Source organism: Ensifer sp. CCNWLY38, from assembly GCF_037120565.1.
In the GTDB taxonomy this organism is placed as follows: domain Bacteria; phylum Pseudomonadota; class Alphaproteobacteria; order Rhizobiales; family Rhizobiaceae; genus Ensifer; species Ensifer adhaerens_H.
Genome location: NZ_JBBBBO010000016.1, coordinates 91,643 through 107,177, shown reverse-complemented (window position 1 = coordinate 107,177; position 15,535 = coordinate 91,643). Strand labels below are relative to the sequence as shown.

At 62.6% G+C, this 15,535-nt stretch carries 13 protein-coding genes; 4 read left to right on the top strand and 9 right to left on the bottom strand.

The features are described 5' to 3' along the window. Position 1 precedes the first annotated feature (1 nt). The 8 genes from V7S54_RS28630 to V7S54_RS28595 all read right to left on the bottom strand — a co-directional run bounded on the left by V7S54_RS28630 (position 2) and on the right by V7S54_RS28595 (position 8,420). Positions 2 to 670, bottom strand: a complete 669-nt coding sequence (locus V7S54_RS28630; RefSeq protein ID WP_058320780.1) for an HAD family hydrolase — start codon at positions 668 to 670, stop codon at positions 2 to 4. A gap of 109 nt (positions 671 to 779) precedes the next feature. Beyond that, complete coding sequence (locus V7S54_RS28625) at positions 780 to 2,264, bottom strand: mannitol dehydrogenase family protein (RefSeq protein WP_065374365.1); 1,485 nt, start codon at positions 2,262 to 2,264, stop codon at positions 780 to 782. Between the two features lie 39 nt (positions 2,265 to 2,303). Next, positions 2,304 to 3,077, bottom strand: a complete 774-nt coding sequence (locus V7S54_RS28620) for an L-iditol 2-dehydrogenase (RefSeq protein WP_058320778.1) — start codon at positions 3,075 to 3,077, stop codon at positions 2,304 to 2,306. Then, positions 3,074 to 4,075 carry an ABC transporter ATP-binding protein gene (locus V7S54_RS28615; protein ID WP_065374366.1) on the bottom strand — a complete coding sequence of 334 codons (1,002 nt, stop codon included), beginning with the start codon at positions 4,073 to 4,075 and terminating at the stop codon, positions 3,074 to 3,076. Before V7S54_RS28615 ends, V7S54_RS28620 begins: the two co-directional genes overlap by 4 nt. A gap of 11 nt (positions 4,076 to 4,086) precedes the next feature. Further along, positions 4,087 to 4,917, bottom strand: a complete 831-nt coding sequence (locus V7S54_RS28610) for a carbohydrate ABC transporter permease (RefSeq protein ID WP_065374367.1) — start codon at positions 4,915 to 4,917, stop codon at positions 4,087 to 4,089. A 5-nt stretch (positions 4,918 to 4,922) separates the two neighbouring features. Then, positions 4,923 to 5,795, bottom strand: coding sequence for a carbohydrate ABC transporter permease (locus tag V7S54_RS28605; protein WP_065374368.1), 873 nt, complete (start codon positions 5,793 to 5,795; stop codon positions 4,923 to 4,925). 162 nt (positions 5,796 to 5,957) lie between these two features. After that, positions 5,958 to 7,268: an ABC transporter substrate-binding protein gene (locus V7S54_RS28600; RefSeq protein ID WP_065374369.1), complete on the bottom strand. Its 1,311-nt coding sequence runs from the start codon at positions 7,266 to 7,268 to the stop codon at positions 5,958 to 5,960. A 198-nt stretch (positions 7,269 to 7,466) separates the two neighbouring features. Continuing rightward, positions 7,467 to 8,420 carry a sugar-binding transcriptional regulator gene (locus V7S54_RS28595; protein ID WP_065374370.1) on the bottom strand — a complete coding sequence of 318 codons (954 nt, stop codon included), beginning with the start codon at positions 8,418 to 8,420 and terminating at the stop codon, positions 7,467 to 7,469. 313 nt (positions 8,421 to 8,733) lie between these two features. Here V7S54_RS28595 and V7S54_RS28590 point away from each other — a divergent pair, with 313 nt between their 5' ends. Together V7S54_RS28590 and preA are read left to right on the top strand one after the other, a co-directional pair. Beyond that, positions 8,734 to 10,095 carry an NAD(P)-dependent oxidoreductase gene (locus V7S54_RS28590; protein ID WP_065374371.1) on the top strand — a complete coding sequence of 454 codons (1,362 nt, stop codon included), beginning with the start codon at positions 8,734 to 8,736 and terminating at the stop codon, positions 10,093 to 10,095. Between the two features lie 20 nt (positions 10,096 to 10,115). Continuing rightward, positions 10,116 to 11,429 (top strand): NAD-dependent dihydropyrimidine dehydrogenase subunit PreA, encoded by a 1,314-nt coding sequence (preA, locus tag V7S54_RS28585; protein ID WP_065374372.1) that lies wholly within the window; start codon positions 10,116 to 10,118, stop codon positions 11,427 to 11,429. A 79-nt stretch (positions 11,430 to 11,508) separates the two neighbouring features. Here the strand turns inward: preA and V7S54_RS28580 are convergent, their stop codons facing one another. Beyond that, positions 11,509 to 12,531 (bottom strand): zinc-dependent alcohol dehydrogenase family protein, encoded by a 1,023-nt coding sequence (locus V7S54_RS28580; protein WP_065374373.1) that lies wholly within the window; start codon positions 12,529 to 12,531, stop codon positions 11,509 to 11,511. A gap of 106 nt (positions 12,532 to 12,637) precedes the next feature. Here V7S54_RS28580 and V7S54_RS28575 point away from each other — a divergent pair, with 106 nt between their 5' ends. After that, a complete protein-coding gene (locus tag V7S54_RS28575; RefSeq protein WP_065374374.1) occupies positions 12,638 to 13,537 on the top strand; it encodes a LysR family transcriptional regulator in 900 nt (299 codons plus the stop codon). A gap of 306 nt (positions 13,538 to 13,843) precedes the next feature. Beyond that, entirely contained in the window at positions 13,844 to 15,520 is a 1,677-nt protein-coding gene (locus tag V7S54_RS28570; protein ID WP_065374465.1) for an adenylate/guanylate cyclase domain-containing protein, read from the top strand. Positions 15,521 to 15,535 lie beyond the last annotated feature (15 nt).

The window sequence follows — 15,535 nt, the reverse complement described above, 5'->3', positions numbered from 1 at the left end:
GCTATCGGCGGACAAACTGTAACAATTCGCCCATGTCGTCAAACAGCACGTCGGGACCGAGATTCGCGAGACTTTGGCGGTGCCTGTCGGATCGGGCATGGCTGCCGCCGGCAAAGGCGAAGACCCGCATGCCCGCCGCCTTCGCCGCTTCTATACCCGCCGGACTATCCTCGACGACGACGCAATCCCTGGGCGCGAAACCCATTTCGCGGCTCGCATGCAGGAAGAGATCAGGCGCCGGCTTGCCGTGTTTCACCATGGTGGCGGAGAAGATATTGGGCTCGAAGAGATCAATGAGCCCGGTGACGGTCAGCGACAGGCGGATGCGTTCCGGCTGGCTGGACGAGGCGACGCAGCACGCGCCCTCGAGCCCTTCGACCGCTTCGCGAATACCTGCAATCGGCTGCAATTCGGTGCGAAAGCGCTGATAAAGACGAAGGCGCATGCCCTCGAGGAAGGCATCGTCGGTGGCGAGGCCATATTCGTCGTGGAGGATCGCCGACATGCTTTTCAGGCTGCGCCCGAGGAATCGTTCCGTCGCTTCCTCGGCGGTCATCGGGACCCCGGCGGCCGAGAGCACGTCCACCAGCACTTCCAGCGAGATCGGCTCGCTATCGACAAGCACGCCGTCGCAATCGAAAATCACCAGCCTGGACGCAGCGTCCGCCATCGCACCCTACCCCTTACAGCGCCACGCGACATTCAAGGCGCGCCAAGGTCGCTGTAACGCTTTGAATTGGCGCATAATCTCGTCCCTGGGTCGATTTGATCCAGGGGAATTATGCGGTGAGCTTGTCGTCCAGATAAAGCTGGAGCGTAGCGCGCGTACCCTTTTCCCAGAGGGTTTTCAATGCATGGCTGAAACGGCGGCGGAAGACATCGGAGCGCGCGACATCGCCGAAGATATCGCCGAGCTCCAGGAAGGCCACCGGATCGTTCTTGGCAGCAAGCGCCGCCTTGTTCAGCCGGTCGGCGCTCTGGTCGTTGAAGACAATCGCCTTGCCGCTGTCGGACGTGCCGGCGAAGTAGCGGCACCAGAGTGCCGAAACCAGCGACAGGCCGACGACATCCTCACCGCGCGCTAGGCGATCGGCCGTCGACGGCAGGATGAATTTCGGCTGCCGGTTGGAACCGTCCTGCGCCAGACGCGGGATCGTGTCGCCGATCTTCGGATTGGCAAAGCGCGTCTCGATCAGCTTGTAGTAATCACCGAGATCGGTGTTCGGCACGGGCGGAATGACCGGAATGATCTCGTCATGTTCAAGCTTGGCAAGGAAGGCCCGGATCAGCGGCTCTTCCATCGCCTCATGCACGAAATGAATGTCGAGCAGAGCCGCCGGATAGGCGATCGTCGCATGACCGCCGTTGAGGATGCGGATCTTCATGTGTTCGTACGGCGCGACGTCGGGCACGAACTGGACGCCGACCTTCTCCAGCGCCGGACGGCCGAGAGGGAAATGGTCTTCAAGCACCCATTGCTTGAATTCCTCGCAGAACACCGGCCAGGCGTCCTCTATGCCGTAGTCGTCGGCGACAATGCCGATTTCACGCGTGCCGGTTGCCGGCGTGATCCGGTCCACCATGCCGTTCGGGAAAGCGACATTGGCATCGATCCAATCGGCAAAAGCCGGATCGACGAGCCGCGCGAGACCCGCAACCGCCGCATGGGTGACTTCGCCATTGCCGGGGATGTTGTCGCAGGACATCACGGTGAAGGGCGGAACGTTCTTGTCGCGGCGCGCTTTCAGGCCGGCGACGATCAGTCCGAACACGGTCTTCGGAGCAGCCGGGTTCTGCGCGTCGGCGACGATTGCCGGATGGGTCGGGTTGAATACACCCGACGCCGGATCGATGAAATAACCGCCTTCGGTGATCGTCAGCGACACGATGCGGATCGCCGGATCGGTCAGCCTCGCGATGATCGCCGGGATGTCGCCTGGTTCCAGGTAGTCGATCATCGCGCCGGTGATATGGGCGCCGGTGCGGTTGTTGTCCTGCTCGACGACCGTCGTCAGGAAATCCTGCGCCGCGAGTTTCGCCCGCATCGTTGCATCGGAGGCAAGTACGCCGGCACCGATGATGGCCCAATCCCGGTCGTGGCCGGCATTGAAGAGATCGTCGAGATAGACGGCCTGGTGCGCCCTGTGGAAGTTGCCGACGCCGAAATGCACGATGCCCGCCGTCAATTGCGACCGGTCGTACTTCGGCACGCCGGCCTTGGCCTTGATCGTGTCGAGGGCGGCAAGTGAGAGTTTGGTCGTCATGATCCCGTATCCTTTCGAGGCTTCACCGGCTGCGCAGGCTCAGCTCATCCAGTTGCCGCCGTCGACGTTGTAGGTCTGCGAGACGACGTAGTCGCTCTCGGCTGACGCGAGGAAGATCGCCATTCCGGTCAGGTCCTCGGCCGTTCCCATGCGGCCGAAGGGCACCTCCGCGCCAACCAGCTTCTTCTTTTCGCCGAGCGGGCGGTTCTCGTATTTCGCAAACAGCGCATCGACGCCGTCCCAGTGCTCGCCGTCGACCACACCGGGCGCGATAGCGTTGACGTTGATGCCATGCTTGATGAGGTTGAGGCCGGCCGATTGGGTAAGGCTGATGACCGCCGCCTTGGTGGCGCAATAGATCGCGACCAACGCTTCGCCGCGGCGTCCCGCCTGGCTCGCCATGTTGATGATCTTGCCGCCCCTGCCCTGGGCGATCATCTGCTTTGCGGCCGCCTGCAGCGCGAACAGCGTGCCGGCAACATTGATCGAAAACAGCCGGTCATAGCTTTCGCGGGTGATTTCGACGATCGGCGCAAGGTCGAAGAGTGCTGCATTGTTGACGAGGATATCGAGGCCGCCCGCTTGCCTGACGACCGCCGCGATCGCAGCATCGATCGATGCCTGCTGCGTCACGTCCATCTCGACCGCGTAGGCGCCGGCACCGATCTCGGAGGCCGTCTGCCGTGCCCGTTCGATATTGATGTCGGCGATCGCGACCGTGGCGCCTTCGCGGATATAAGCCTCGGCGAAGGCACGACCGATCCCCCGCGCAGACCCGGTGATCAGCGCGCTTTTACCTTCGAGCCTTCTCATCGCACTGCCAGCCCCTTGTCGTCGAACCTGTGGACGCGCTGGGGGTCGGGAGTCAGGAACACCCGGTCGCCATGGGTGACAGCGAAATCACCACTGACGCGCGCGGTCATCGTTCCGATATTGTCGACATTGACATGCAGGAACGTGTCCGAGCCAAGGTGCTCTGCAACGCCGACCGTGCCGGCCCAGGTGCCGTTTTCCTTGGAGAGAACCAGGTGCTCGGGGCGGATGCCTACGGTGTGCGCCTGATAGGCGGCAGCGGGCGCACCGTTGACGAAGTTCATGCGTGGCGATCCAATGAAGCCCGCGACGAAGAGATTGTCCGGCTTATGATAGAGATCGAGCGGCGAGCCGACCTGTTCAATGCGGCCGCGATTGAGCACCACGATCTTGTCGGCCATGGTCATGGCCTCCACCTGGTCGTGGGTGACATAGACCATCGTCGTCTTCAGGTCCTGATGCAATTGGCTGATCTCCAGCCGCATGTTGACGCGCAAGGCGGCGTCGAGGTTCGACAGAGGCTCGTCGAACAGGAAGGCCTTCGGCTGGCGCACGATCGCCCGGCCGATCGCGACGCGCTGGCGCTGGCCACCCGAGAGCTGCCGGGGCTTGCGGTCGAGATAGTCGGTCAGGTTGAGCACGCGCGCTGCGTCCGCCACTTTCTTGTCGATGACCGCCTTGTCCTCGTTCGCCATCTTCAACGGAAAGCCGATGTTCGAGCGCACGCTCATATGCGGGTAGAGCGCATAGGACTGGAACACCATCGACAACCCGCGTTGTGCCGGAGGCAGCTCGGTGGCGTTCTTGCCGTCGATGACGATCTCGCCATCACTGACATCCTCAAGCCCGGCGATCAGCCTGAGCAGCGTCGACTTTCCGCAACCGGACGGCCCGACGAAGACGACGAACTCGCCATTGTTGATGTCGAGGTCGATCGAGGGGATGACGGCATGGGCGCCGAAGACCTTCGAAACCTTGCTGAGTGTAATGCTTCCCATTGTCGTATCCCTTATTTGACCGCGCCGAAGGTGAGGCCGCGTACGAGCTGTTTCTGCGAGAACCAGCCGAGTATGAGGATGGGGGCGATCGCCATGGTCGAGGCGGCCGAGAGCTTGGCGTAGAACAGGCCTTCGGGGCTCGAATAGGAGGCGATGAAGGCCGTCAGCGGCGCGGCTTTCGCGGCACTGAGGTTCAGCGTCCAGAACGCCTCGTTCCAGGCGAGGATGATGTTGAGCAGAAGCGTCGAGGCGATGCCGGGGATCGCCATCGGCGTCAGCACATAGATGATCTCCTTGGAGAGCGAGGCGCCGTCCATGCGGGCGGCCTCCAGGATCTCGCCAGGAATCTCCTTGAAGTAGGTGTAGAGCATCCAGATGATGATCGGCAGGTTGATCAGCGTCAGCACGATGACGAGGCCGGTGCGCGTATCGAGCAGGCCGGTGTTGCGGAACAACAGATACATCGGCACCAGCACACCGACCGAAGGCATCATCTTGGTGGAGAGCATCCACATCAGGACGTCCTTGGTGCGCTTGGTCGGCGAGAACGCCATCGCCCAGGCGGACGGAATGGCGATGATCAGGCCGATCAGCGTCGAGCCGAAGGAAACGACCACCGAGTTCATGAAGTGCAGGAAGTAGTTCGATCGGCTCTGCACCTCATGATAGTTCTCCGTCGTCCAGTCGAAGAACAACAGCGACGGCGGCGAAGCGATCGCCTCGGCCTCGGTCTTGAAGCTCGTCAGGAACGTCCAGAGGATCGGGAAGAAGATCAGGATGCCGATCGTCCAGGCGACGACGGTAACGACGATCTTTCTTTGGGTGGAGACGTTGCGTGCCATGGTTCTCAAGCCTCCAGCGTCTTGCCGATCATGCGCATCAGGAAGAATGCGACGATGTTGGCGAGGATGACCGCGATGATGCCGCCGGCGGATGCGCCGCCCACGTCGAATTGCAGCAGTGCCTGCGCATAGACGAGGAAGGTCAGGTTGGTGCTCTGCGTGCCCGGGCCGCCATTCGTCGTCACCAGGATTTCCGCGAAGACCGAGAGCAGGAAGATCGTTTGGATGAGGATGACCACGGTGATGGCGCGGGAAAGATGCGGCAGCACCAGATAGATGAAGCGGCTCCAGGCGCCGGCGCCGTCCATCTGCGCGGCTTCCTTCTGCTCCTCATCGAGCGACTGCAGGGCGGTCAGAAGGATCAGCGTCGCAAAGGGCAGCCATTGCCAGGCGACGATCAGGATCACCGACATCAGCGGTGCATTGGCGAGAAAGTCGAAAGGCTGCAGCCCGAACAGCTTGGCAATCCAGGCAAAGAGCCCGTTGACCGGGTTCATGAACATGTTCTTCCAGACGAGCGCTGCCACCGTCGGCATGATCAGGAAGGGCGCGATCACCAGGATGCGCACGATCCCCTGTCCGAACATCGGCTGATCAAGCAGCAGCGCCAGCGCGATGCCGCCGACGACGGTGATGAAGAGCACCCCGAGCACGATCGCCAGTGTGTTGAAGATCGCCTGGAAGAAGGCTGGATCGGTCAGGAAGTAACTGTAGTTCGAAAAGCCCGCGAACTCTTCCATTCCCGGCATCAAGAGATTGTAGCGCAGGAACGAGAAGTAGATCGTCATGGCCAGGGGAACGATCATCCAGGCCAGAAGCAAAAGCACCGAGGGCGCGATCATCAGCCGCGCGGCGGAGCGGGTGTGCAAGGTCGCCATGGCGTCCCCCTAAATGACGGAATTCAACGCTTTGTCGAGAGCTCGGACCGGGCGCGCACGGGTCACCGCGCGCGCCGCGGAACATCCTCCGGGAGAGCGACCCGGAGGAGAATTACCGGGGCGCCCGCCATTTGCGGCCGGCACCCCGGGCCCTTGGGAGCCTTACTTAATGTAGCCGGCCTTGGTCATTTCGCGTTCGGTCAGCTTCTGAGCGCTGGCAAGCGCATCGTCGACGCTCATCTGCCCGGCAAGAGCCGCCGAGAATTGCTGGCCGACCGCCGTGCCGAGGCCCTGGAACTCAGGGATCGCCACGAACTGCACGCCGACATAGGGCACCGGCTTGACCGCCGGGTTCTTCGGATCGGCCGCGTTGATCGAGTCCAGCGTCATCTTCGCGAACGGCGCCGCCTTCTGGTACTCGGGGTTGGCGTAGAGCGAGGTGCGCGTGCCCGGAGGTACGTTCGCCCAGCCTTCCTTGTCAGCCACGAGCTTCAGATAGTCCTTGCCGGTGGCCCAGGCGATGAACTTCTCGGCCGAGGCGACCTTCTGCGAGCCGGCGGGGATCGCGAGGTTCCAGGCCCAGAGCCAGTTGCCGCGCTTGCCGAGGCCGGTGTCCGGAGCGAGCGCGAAGCCGACCTTGTCGGCAACGGTCGATTCCTTCGGGTTGGTGACGAAGGAGGCCGCAACCGTCGCATCGATCCACATGCCGCACTTGCCGGTCTGGAACAGCGACAGGTTTTCGTTGAAGCCGTTCGAGGAAGCGCCGGGCGGTCCGGCGTCGTTCATCAGCTTGACGTAGAAGTCGAGCGCGTTCTTCCATTCCGGCTGATCGAACTGCGGCTTCCAGTTCTCGTCGAACCAGCGGGCGCCGAAGGCGTTCGCGGTCGCCGTCAGGAAGGCCATGTTCTCGCCCCAGCCGGCCTTGCCGCGCAGGCAGATGCCATAGATTTCGTTGTTCTTGTCGGTGATCTTGCGCGCCGCGTCGGCGATGAATTCCCAGGTCGGCGCGTCGGGCATGGTGAGCCCGGCCTTCTCGAACAGGTCCTTGCGGTACATCACCATCGAGCTTTCGCCGTAGAACGGCGCGGCATAGAGCTTGCCGTCGATGGTCAGACCGGAGCGGATTGCCGGCAGGAGGTCGTCGACATCGTAGTCGGCGCCGAGATTGTCGAGCGGCAGCAACCAGCCCTGCTTCGCCCAGATCGGCACTTCATAGGTGCCGATCGTCATGATGTCGTACTGGCCGCCCTTGGTGGCGATGTCGGTCGTCACGCGCTGGCGCAGCACGTTTTCCTCGAGCGTCACCCACTCGAGTTGAATGTCCGGATTCTTGGACGTGAAATCCTCCGTCAGCTTCTGCATCCGGATCATGTCGCCGTTGTTCACGGTCGCGATCGTCAGGGTTTCTGCTTGGGCCAGACCCGACAGCGCGACTGCCGAGCACGTGCCCAGCAGGATAGTTCTCAAGTTCATCGACTTCCTCCCAGAAGAAATGAGCATTTGCCTCGCTCATGGGCAATTACTCACTTCCCGTGACAAAATGTCAATGCGTAATCGTTGCTGCGCTGCACACAGGAACATTAGAGGATTGTTTTGATTGCCGTTTTTTTCCTTACGCAAATGCGAAAGGCCGGCACATCGGCCGGCCTTTTCAAACGTTTCGCATTGCGATCAGGCGTTGAGCAGATAGCTCGCCGTCGCCTCATCGGTGATAAGACCGTTGATGATTCCGCCCTTCACGGCCGCGCTCAGCGCTTCGTACTTGCGCCTGCCCTTGGCAAGACCGATGACCGACGCCTTGTCCCGCGAGGGAAGCGGCACCGAAGCGACGCGTTCGTTGAAGCTGCCGGAGAGCAATACGCCGTCATGGTCGAACATCCAGCCGCAGATCTCGCCGGCCGCGCCAGCTCTGGTAAGACCGGCCATCTCGTCCTGTGCCAGGAACCCGTCCTGGCAGAGCGGCGCGTCCGGGCCGAGCTCGCCGACGCCGACGAAGGCGACATTGGCTTCGGCCCCGAGTTTCAGCGCCACCTGCACCAAGCTCTGGCTGTGCAGCACCTCCCGCTCCTCCGGCGAGGCGGCGAGCACGGGCAGCGGCATCGGAAAATGCCGCGCCTTGACCGCATCCGCCATGCTGAAGATGACGTTGTAATAGGCGGCTGAGCCGTCGAGGCCGATATTGCCGGTCAGCGAAACGATGCGGTGCTGCGGACATTCCATCGGCGGCAACTGGTCGACCGCCGCTTTCAACGTGCGGCCGGTACCGATCGCCAGCACCTGCGGCTCCGGCAACTTCAACCAGCGCTCGATTTCGGCAGCACCCGCCTCGGCAATGCCGACGGTCGTCGAGGTCGAACCGGGATCGCTCGGCACGACCTCCACATGCTTCAGCCCGTATCTGTCGCGCAGGCCCGCCGCCGCCTCCAGACATGCGGCGATCGGATGGTCGAGCCGAACCTTGATCAGCCGCTCGGACATGGCGAGAGAAACGAGCCGCTGCGCCGATTGGCGCGAAATCCCCATGACGGTGGCGATCTCGTCCTGGGTGCGGCCGGCGACATAGTATAGCCAGCCCGCCCGGGCGGCATCATCAAGCCTGTTGTTCGCCTCGCCCCTGCGCGCCATGCCTGTTCTCCGTTCCCCCGGATCACGATGTTTTGGATCGAACTGCCCCAAAGACATCGTGATCGATTCTCGTAAGTTTAGAGCGGGGTGCGGCCGAAAAACCGCAAAAACTTTTCCTCATCCCGCTCTAATTTGCTGCCACTATTTGCCCTGCCCTGTCAAACATCGGCCAAGAACAATGGCTTGGCGCGCCGGCAGAAAAGCCCGGGATCACAAGGCTTTCCGGTCGTTTCGACTTCAAACTTTTACCGTTTGATAAAAAAATAAAGCGTGTTACCGTTCCACCATCCTGAGAAAACATTGGGAGCCAAAAATGGGAACGACACAATCTGGGATCCTCGGCGGCCGCCTGCCGCTCGGGGAGTACGAGAGCAATTTCTCCGACCTCCATCCGCCGCTCGACAAGCACGAGGCCCTCGTCGCTTCCGACCGCTGTTATTTCTGTCATGATGCGCCGTGCATGACGGCCTGTCCCACCTCCATCGATATCCCGCTGTTCATTCGGCAGATATCGACCGGAAACCCGATCGGATCGGCCAAGACGATCTTCGATCAGAACATCCTGGGCGGCATGTGTGCCCGCGTCTGTCCCACCGAAACGCTCTGCGAACAGGCCTGCGTTCGCAACACCGCCGAGGAACGGCCCGTCGAGATCGGCCGCCTGCAGCGCTATGCGACCGACGTGGCGATGATGGAGAACAAGCAGTTCTACACCCGCGCCGCTTCCTCCGGCCGTAAGGTCGCCGTCGTCGGCGCCGGACCGGCGGGACTGGCGGCGGCGCATCGGCTCGCCGTCAAGGGCCACGACGTCGTAATATACGACGCCCGTCCGAAGTCGGGCGGCCTCAACGAATACGGCATCGCCGCCTACAAGTCGGTCGACGACTTCGCCCAAAAGGAAGTCGACTATGTGCTGTCGATCGGCGGCATCGAGGTTCGCCACGGCCAGGCACTCGGCCGGGAGTTCAGCCTTGCCGATCTCTCCGAGCAGTATGACGCCGTCTTCCTCGGTCTCGGCCTCGTCGGCGTCAATGCCCTGCGCATGGAAGGCGAAAACGCCGAGGGCGTCGAGGATGCCGTCGACTTCATCGCAGCACTGCGTCAGTCGAAGACGAAGGCCGACATCGCCGTCGGGCGCCGTGTCGTCGTCCTCGGCGGCGGCATGACCGCGATCGACGCCGCCGTCCAGGCAAAGCTGCTCGGCGCCGAAGAGGTGACGATCTGTTATCGCCGCGGCAAGGAGCACATGAACGCCTCCGAGTTCGAGCAGGATCTCGCCACCTCCAAGGGCGTCACCATCCGCCATTGGCTGCAGCCGAAGCGCATTGCCGAAAAGGACGGCAAGGTCGCAGGCATCGAGCTGGAATACACCACGCTTGAAGACGGAAAGCTGACGGCGACCGGCGAAACGGGTATCATTGCCGCCGACCAGATCTTCAAGGCAATCGGCCAGAGCTTCCTCGGAAGCGGCCTTGGCGCGCTGCAGCTCGAAGGCGGCCGTATCGTCACCGATGCCGAAGGGCGAACCTCGATCGACAACGTCTGGGCCGGTGGCGACTGCGTGCTCGGCGGCGAAGACCTCACCGTCTCGGCCGTCGCCATGGGCCGCGATGCGGCTGAATCGATCAACCAGGCCCTCGCTGCGGCAGCTCCGCACGCGAGCGCAGTTGCCTAAAGGATCGGGAGGAGAAACCAATGGCTGATCTTCGCAATAATTTCGTCGGCATCAAATCCCCGAACCCGTTCTGGCTGGCATCCGCCCCGCCGACGGACAAGGCCTATAACGTCGAGCGCGCCTTCAAGGCTGGCTGGGGCGGCGTCGTCTGGAAAACGCTCGGCGAAGAAGGACCGCCGGTCGTCAACGTCAACGGACCGCGCTACGGCGCGATCTGGGGTGCCGACCGCCGGCTGCTGGGCTTCAACAATATCGAGCTCATCACCGACCGCGACCTTTATGTGAACCTGCGCGAAATGAAGCAGGTCAAGATGAACTGGCCGGACCGGGCCCTGATCGCCTCGATCATGGTGCCCTGCGAGGAAGAGGCGTGGAAGGCGATCCTGCCGCTGGTGGAAGAAACCGGCGCCGACGGCATCGAGCTCAACTTCGGCTGTCCGCACGGCATGTCCGAGCGCGGCATGGGCGCTGCGGTCGGCCAGGTGCCGGAATATATCGAGATGGTCGTGCGCTGGTGCAAGCAGTACACGCGCATGCCTGTCATCACCAAGCTGACGCCTAATATCACTGACATCCGCAAGCCGGCGCGCGCCGCCAAGGCCGGCGGCACCGACGCCGTGTCGCTGATCAACACGATCAACTCGATCGTGTCGGTCGATCTCGACAACTTCGCCCCGAACCCGACGGTCGGCGGCAAGGGCACCCATGGCGGCTATTGCGGCCCGGCGGTCAAGCCGATCGCGCTCAACATGGTCGCCGAAATCGCCCGCGATCCCGAAACCTACGGCCTGCCGATCTCCGGCATCGGTGGCATAACCACCTGGCGCGATGCGGCCGAGTTCCTGGTGCTTGGCGCCGGCAACGTGCAGGTCTGCACCGCGGCGATGACCTACGGCTTCAAGATTGTCCAGGAAATGATCTCGGGCCTTTCGGACTGGATGGATGCGAAGGGTCACCGTGACCTCGACGACATCACCGGCCGCGCAGTGCCGAATGTCACCGACTGGCAGTACCTCAACCTCAACTACATCGCCAAGGCCAAGATCGATCAGGATGCCTGCATCAAATGCGGCCGCTGTCACATCGTCTGCGAAGACACCTCGCACCAGGCGATCACCCAGTTCGTCAACGGCGTACGCCACTTCGAGGTAATGGAAGACGAGTGCGTCGGCTGCAATCTCTGCGTCAGCGTCTGTCCCGTCGAAAACTGCATCACCATGGAAGAACTGCCGGCCGGCACAATCGACCAGCGCACCGGCAAGCCTGTCGACCCGAACTACGCCAACTGGACGACCCATCCCAATAACCCGATGGCCCGCCAGGCCGCGGAGTAAGGGCGCCCACAGGGGTTCGCCCGTGATCGCATCAAGCAAAGCCGCCGGAAAATCCATCCGGCGGCTTTGTCTTTCAACCCTAGAACTCGACAACCACCTTGCCGAACGGCCCGCGATCGAGATGCGCCAGCGCCTCGGGCAACTCTGCGAACCGGTAGCGGGCATCGATGACCGGCTTGATCCCGGTCCGATCGATGGCACCGACCAGATCCTCCAGTGCCCGGCGATGGCCGACGCCGATGCCCTGGATGACCGGCGACTTCAACAGCACGAATGGCGCCGGCGCCGAAATCTCGCCGCCTTCGAGCACGCCGATGACAGAGATCCGCCCCTGCATTGCCACCGCCTGCAGCGACTTGCCGAGATTGGCGCCGCCGGCAAGCTCGAGGATATGGTCCGCACCATGATCGCCAGTAATCTCGAGAACACGCTCCGCCCAGTCTTCCGACAGCCGGTTTACGCCATGATCGGCTCCAAGCGCGCGCGCACGTTCGAGTTTTTCCTGACTGGCTGATGTCACGATCACTTCGGCTCCGTGCGCCTTGGCGATCTGCAGCCCGAACAGTGAAACACCGCCGGTGCCCTGCACGACGACGCGGTCGCCGGCCTTCGGATGCCCCTTCTCGACCAGCGCGAACCAGGCGGTCAGCCCGGCACAGGGCAAGGTGCTCGCCTCGCCATCGTCGAGGCTCTCGGGCGCCTTCACGAACCAGTTCTCGGGGAAGGCGACATATTCGGAAGCGACGCCTGGGTTGGGGCCGCCGAGTGCAAACGACGTCGGATGTCGGGCGGTCCCTGGTTTTTGACCGTCAACCCAGGTTGGGTCGAATACGGAGATGACGCGATCGCCCGGCTGAAACCGTGTGACGTCACGGCCGACCGTTTCGACCACGCCGGCCATGTCGGATCCCGGGACGAAGGGGAAGACGAGCGGCATGCCCATGCCGTTTTCCAGCACCAGCTTGTCGCGAAAGTTGAGCGACAAGGCGGTGGTGCGAACGAGCACCTCGCCCGCACCCGGCTCAGGAACGCGCCGCTCGGTGACCTTCAGGTTCGAGGCGCCGAATGTATCGATCGTCCATTCCTTCATCAGTCTTGCCATGATCTTTCCTTTCATCGGTTTGCTCTGATGAAGAAACCATAGCGTTGAATTTATCTCTCCAGTTGCGATATGATTTCGCCATATTGGTTCCACCAGGGATACAAATATGAGCTACCTGAACGGAGTTTCGGTGTTCGTGGAAGCGGCCGACGCCGGCGGCTTTTCTGCAGCGGCCGAAAGGCTCAACCTGTCGCGCTCGGCAGTCGGCAAAACGGTCGCCAAGCTGGAACAGAGGCTGGGCGTTCGCCTCTTCCATCGCACCACCCGCACCCAGAGCCTGACCGACGAAGGCCAGCTCTTCTACGAAAACTGCCTGAGGGCGCTCGGCGAAATCAGGGCCGGCGAGGCGCTGCTGGAATCGGGAAAACAGGAGATCCAGGGCCGCCTGCGCCTGTCGATGCCTGTGCATTTCGGCCGCCAATGCATCATGCCGCTGCTGTCGGAACTGCTGCGGCTGCACCCTCGCCTGGAATTCGACCTCAACTTCAGCGATCGCAACGTCGATCTCGTCGAGGACGGCTTCGATCTTGCCATCCGCACCGGTCCACTGCGCAGCGAACCCGAATTGATGACGCGAAAGATCGCCGACCAGCGGATGACCGTGTGCGCCTCACCTGCCTATCTTGAAGCAAACGGCACGCCTGAAACGATCGATGACCTGATGTCGCATCAGGCGATCCTCTATCGGCGCAGCGGACAGCCGCTCGCCTGGTCCTTTCCAGTAAAGACCGGTCAGGTACGGACCATCACGCCGCCGGCGCGGCTGCGGCTCGACGATCTGACGTCGATCGCCGATGCGGCAGCCGACGGCTTCGGCATCGCCTGGCTGCCATGCTGGCTCGTGGGCAATCGCATCACCTCAGGCTCGCTCGTGCGGATTCTCGCCGATGCGCCGGCGCTCTCCTATGGCACCTACGTCGTCTGGCCGAAAACCCAATACATGCCGCCAAAGCTGCGCCTGCTCATCGATACGCTTGCGGCGCGCCTGCCGGCCATGATGGAATGAAGCAAGCGGTAGCCGCTGTTTCCGGCGCTGCCATCACAAGCCAAAACCATGGAGAGTTCGACATGCAGGCCAACCCGATCGAACTCTGGCACCGAACCCCGCTGAATAGCGTTCCCCGCCGATAACGAACAGGACACGAAAACGAAACAGATTGTGTAAAAATGGTAAGTTGTCGGCCCGCGCGATCTGGATAATAAGGGAGAACTCACACGGGGGTGCGCGACGTTCGATCAGGGATCGGTGACGCAGCTTCCGACGGTTTTGAAACTGCGGCCGGACAAAGCTCCGGCAGAGCCGGACTTTTGCTTGACGATCATTTCGGCCAACCGACGCAAGCGAATGCACCTCGTCTCCGGGGCGATACTCGGTTCGTTCGTGCTGGCCCATTTCTTCAACCATTCGCTCGGTCTCATTTCCATCGAAGCGATGGAAACCGCCCGCAAGGCCTTCAATCTCATCTGGCACAGCGTTCCCGGCACGGTGCTCCTCTACGGCGCCCTTCTGCTGCATTTCGCCATGGCGCTCGAAAGCATCTACCGCCGGCAGACGCTCAGAATGCCGGCGCGGGAAGCGCTGAAGATCATCTTCGGTCTCAGCCTGCCGTTTCTGCTGATCGGCCATGTCACCGCCGCGCGCGTCGAACCGCTCTTCACAGGCGTCGATACGGATTACCCGGACATGCTCCGGATTCTCTGGTCGAATTCGGTCAATGCTATCCGGCAATCGGTCGCCCTCTTGCTCGTCTGGGGCCATGGCTGCCTCGGCGCCTGGTTCTGGATGCGCGGTCGCCCCTGGTTCCCGCGCTATGAAATCCTGCTCTACACGGCCGCGATCCTCGTGCCGATCTTCGCGCTGCTCGGCTTCGTCAGCGGCGCCCGCTCGATCGAGAGCAATTATGAAGAACACGGTGGCTACGGCGACAGGGCCTACACCAAGCCGGCGGTCGATCTCACACTTCTCGAGGACATCCGCCTCGGCCTCTATCTCGGTTTCGGCGGTCTGATCGGTGGCACCTTCCTGCTGCGGGCGATGCCGAAGGGCGGCCGCATTCGCGTCCGTTATCCCGATGGCCGGACCGCAACCGTCAATCTCGGCTTCAGCGTTCTGGAAGCAAGCCGCGCCGCCGGCATCCCGCATGTCTCGGTCTGCGGCGGCCGCGGGCGTTGCTCGACCTGCCGCGTCCGCGTCATCCAGGGATTGGAAGACCAGCCTGCCCCTGAGGACGCCGAGCTTGCGACGCTGACCCGTATCGGCGCGCCCGACAATGTCCGTCTCGCCTGCCAGTTCCGCCCTGTGCACAACGTGACCGTCGTGCCGATCCTCGACAGCGACAGCCTCGGCATCAAGAAACAGATCGGACGCGAGGGCGGCGAAGGTCGGGAGAGACGCATCGCCGTGCTCTTCTGCGACATGCGCGGTTTCACCAGCATTGCCGAACACAAGCTGCCCTTCGACACCGTGTTCCTGCTCAACCGCTACTTCGAGATGGTGGGCGAAGCGGTCGAGGATTCCGGCGGCGTCATCGACAAGTTCATCGGCGACGGCGCGCTCGCGATCTTCGGGCTCAAGAGCTCCTACACCGAGGCCTGCCGGCAGTCGCTCGCCGCCGCCATGCGGATCTCCAAGGGCATCGAGACGCTCAATCAGACCTTCCGCGGCGAACTCGACGAACCGCTGCGCATCGCGATGGGGCTGCACTCCGGCCCCGCCATCATCGGTGAGATCGGCTATGGCCAGGCGACGTCGCTGACGGCGGTCGGCGACACGATCAACACCGCCAGCCGCTTGGAGGGCCTCGCCAAAGAGCACGACGTGCAACTCGCGGTCTCCGCCGAACTCGTCAACCGGGCGGGTCTCGTGATCGAAGGACACGAGCGGCTGGACATCGGCCTGCGCGGCCGGCAGGCGACGCTCGAAACCTGGATCGTCGAGGACGCCTCGCGAATCTCCGCGGCCTTGCAACCAACGCCGTCAAACGCTTAGTCTACAGCACCGCGC

Excerpts from the sequence above, each read along its gene's own strand:
- V7S54_RS28630 (WP_058320780.1), bottom strand. The coding sequence starts at position 670 with ATGGCGGACGCTGCGTCCAGGCTGGTGATTTTCGATTGCGACGGCGTG.
- V7S54_RS28625 (WP_065374365.1), bottom strand. The coding sequence starts at position 2,264 with ATGACGACCAAACTCTCACTTGCCGCCCTCGACACGATCAAGGCCAAG.
- V7S54_RS28620 (WP_058320778.1), bottom strand. The coding sequence starts at position 3,077 with ATGAGAAGGCTCGAAGGTAAAAGCGCGCTGATCACCGGGTCTGCGCGG.
- V7S54_RS28615 (WP_065374366.1), bottom strand. The coding sequence starts at position 4,075 with ATGGGAAGCATTACACTCAGCAAGGTTTCGAAGGTCTTCGGCGCCCAT.
- V7S54_RS28610 (WP_065374367.1), bottom strand. The coding sequence starts at position 4,917 with ATGGCACGCAACGTCTCCACCCAAAGAAAGATCGTCGTTACCGTCGTC.
- V7S54_RS28605 (WP_065374368.1), bottom strand. The coding sequence starts at position 5,795 with ATGGCGACCTTGCACACCCGCTCCGCCGCGCGGCTGATGATCGCGCCC.
- V7S54_RS28600 (WP_065374369.1), bottom strand. The coding sequence starts at position 7,268 with ATGAACTTGAGAACTATCCTGCTGGGCACGTGCTCGGCAGTCGCGCTG.
- V7S54_RS28595 (WP_065374370.1), bottom strand. The coding sequence starts at position 8,420 with ATGGCGCGCAGGGGCGAGGCGAACAACAGGCTTGATGATGCCGCCCGG.
- V7S54_RS28590 (WP_065374371.1), top strand. The coding sequence starts at position 8,734 with ATGGGAACGACACAATCTGGGATCCTCGGCGGCCGCCTGCCGCTCGGG.
- preA (WP_065374372.1), top strand. The coding sequence starts at position 10,116 with ATGGCTGATCTTCGCAATAATTTCGTCGGCATCAAATCCCCGAACCCG.
- V7S54_RS28580 (WP_065374373.1), bottom strand. The coding sequence starts at position 12,531 with ATGGCAAGACTGATGAAGGAATGGACGATCGATACATTCGGCGCCTCG.
- V7S54_RS28575 (WP_065374374.1), top strand. The coding sequence starts at position 12,638 with ATGAGCTACCTGAACGGAGTTTCGGTGTTCGTGGAAGCGGCCGACGCC.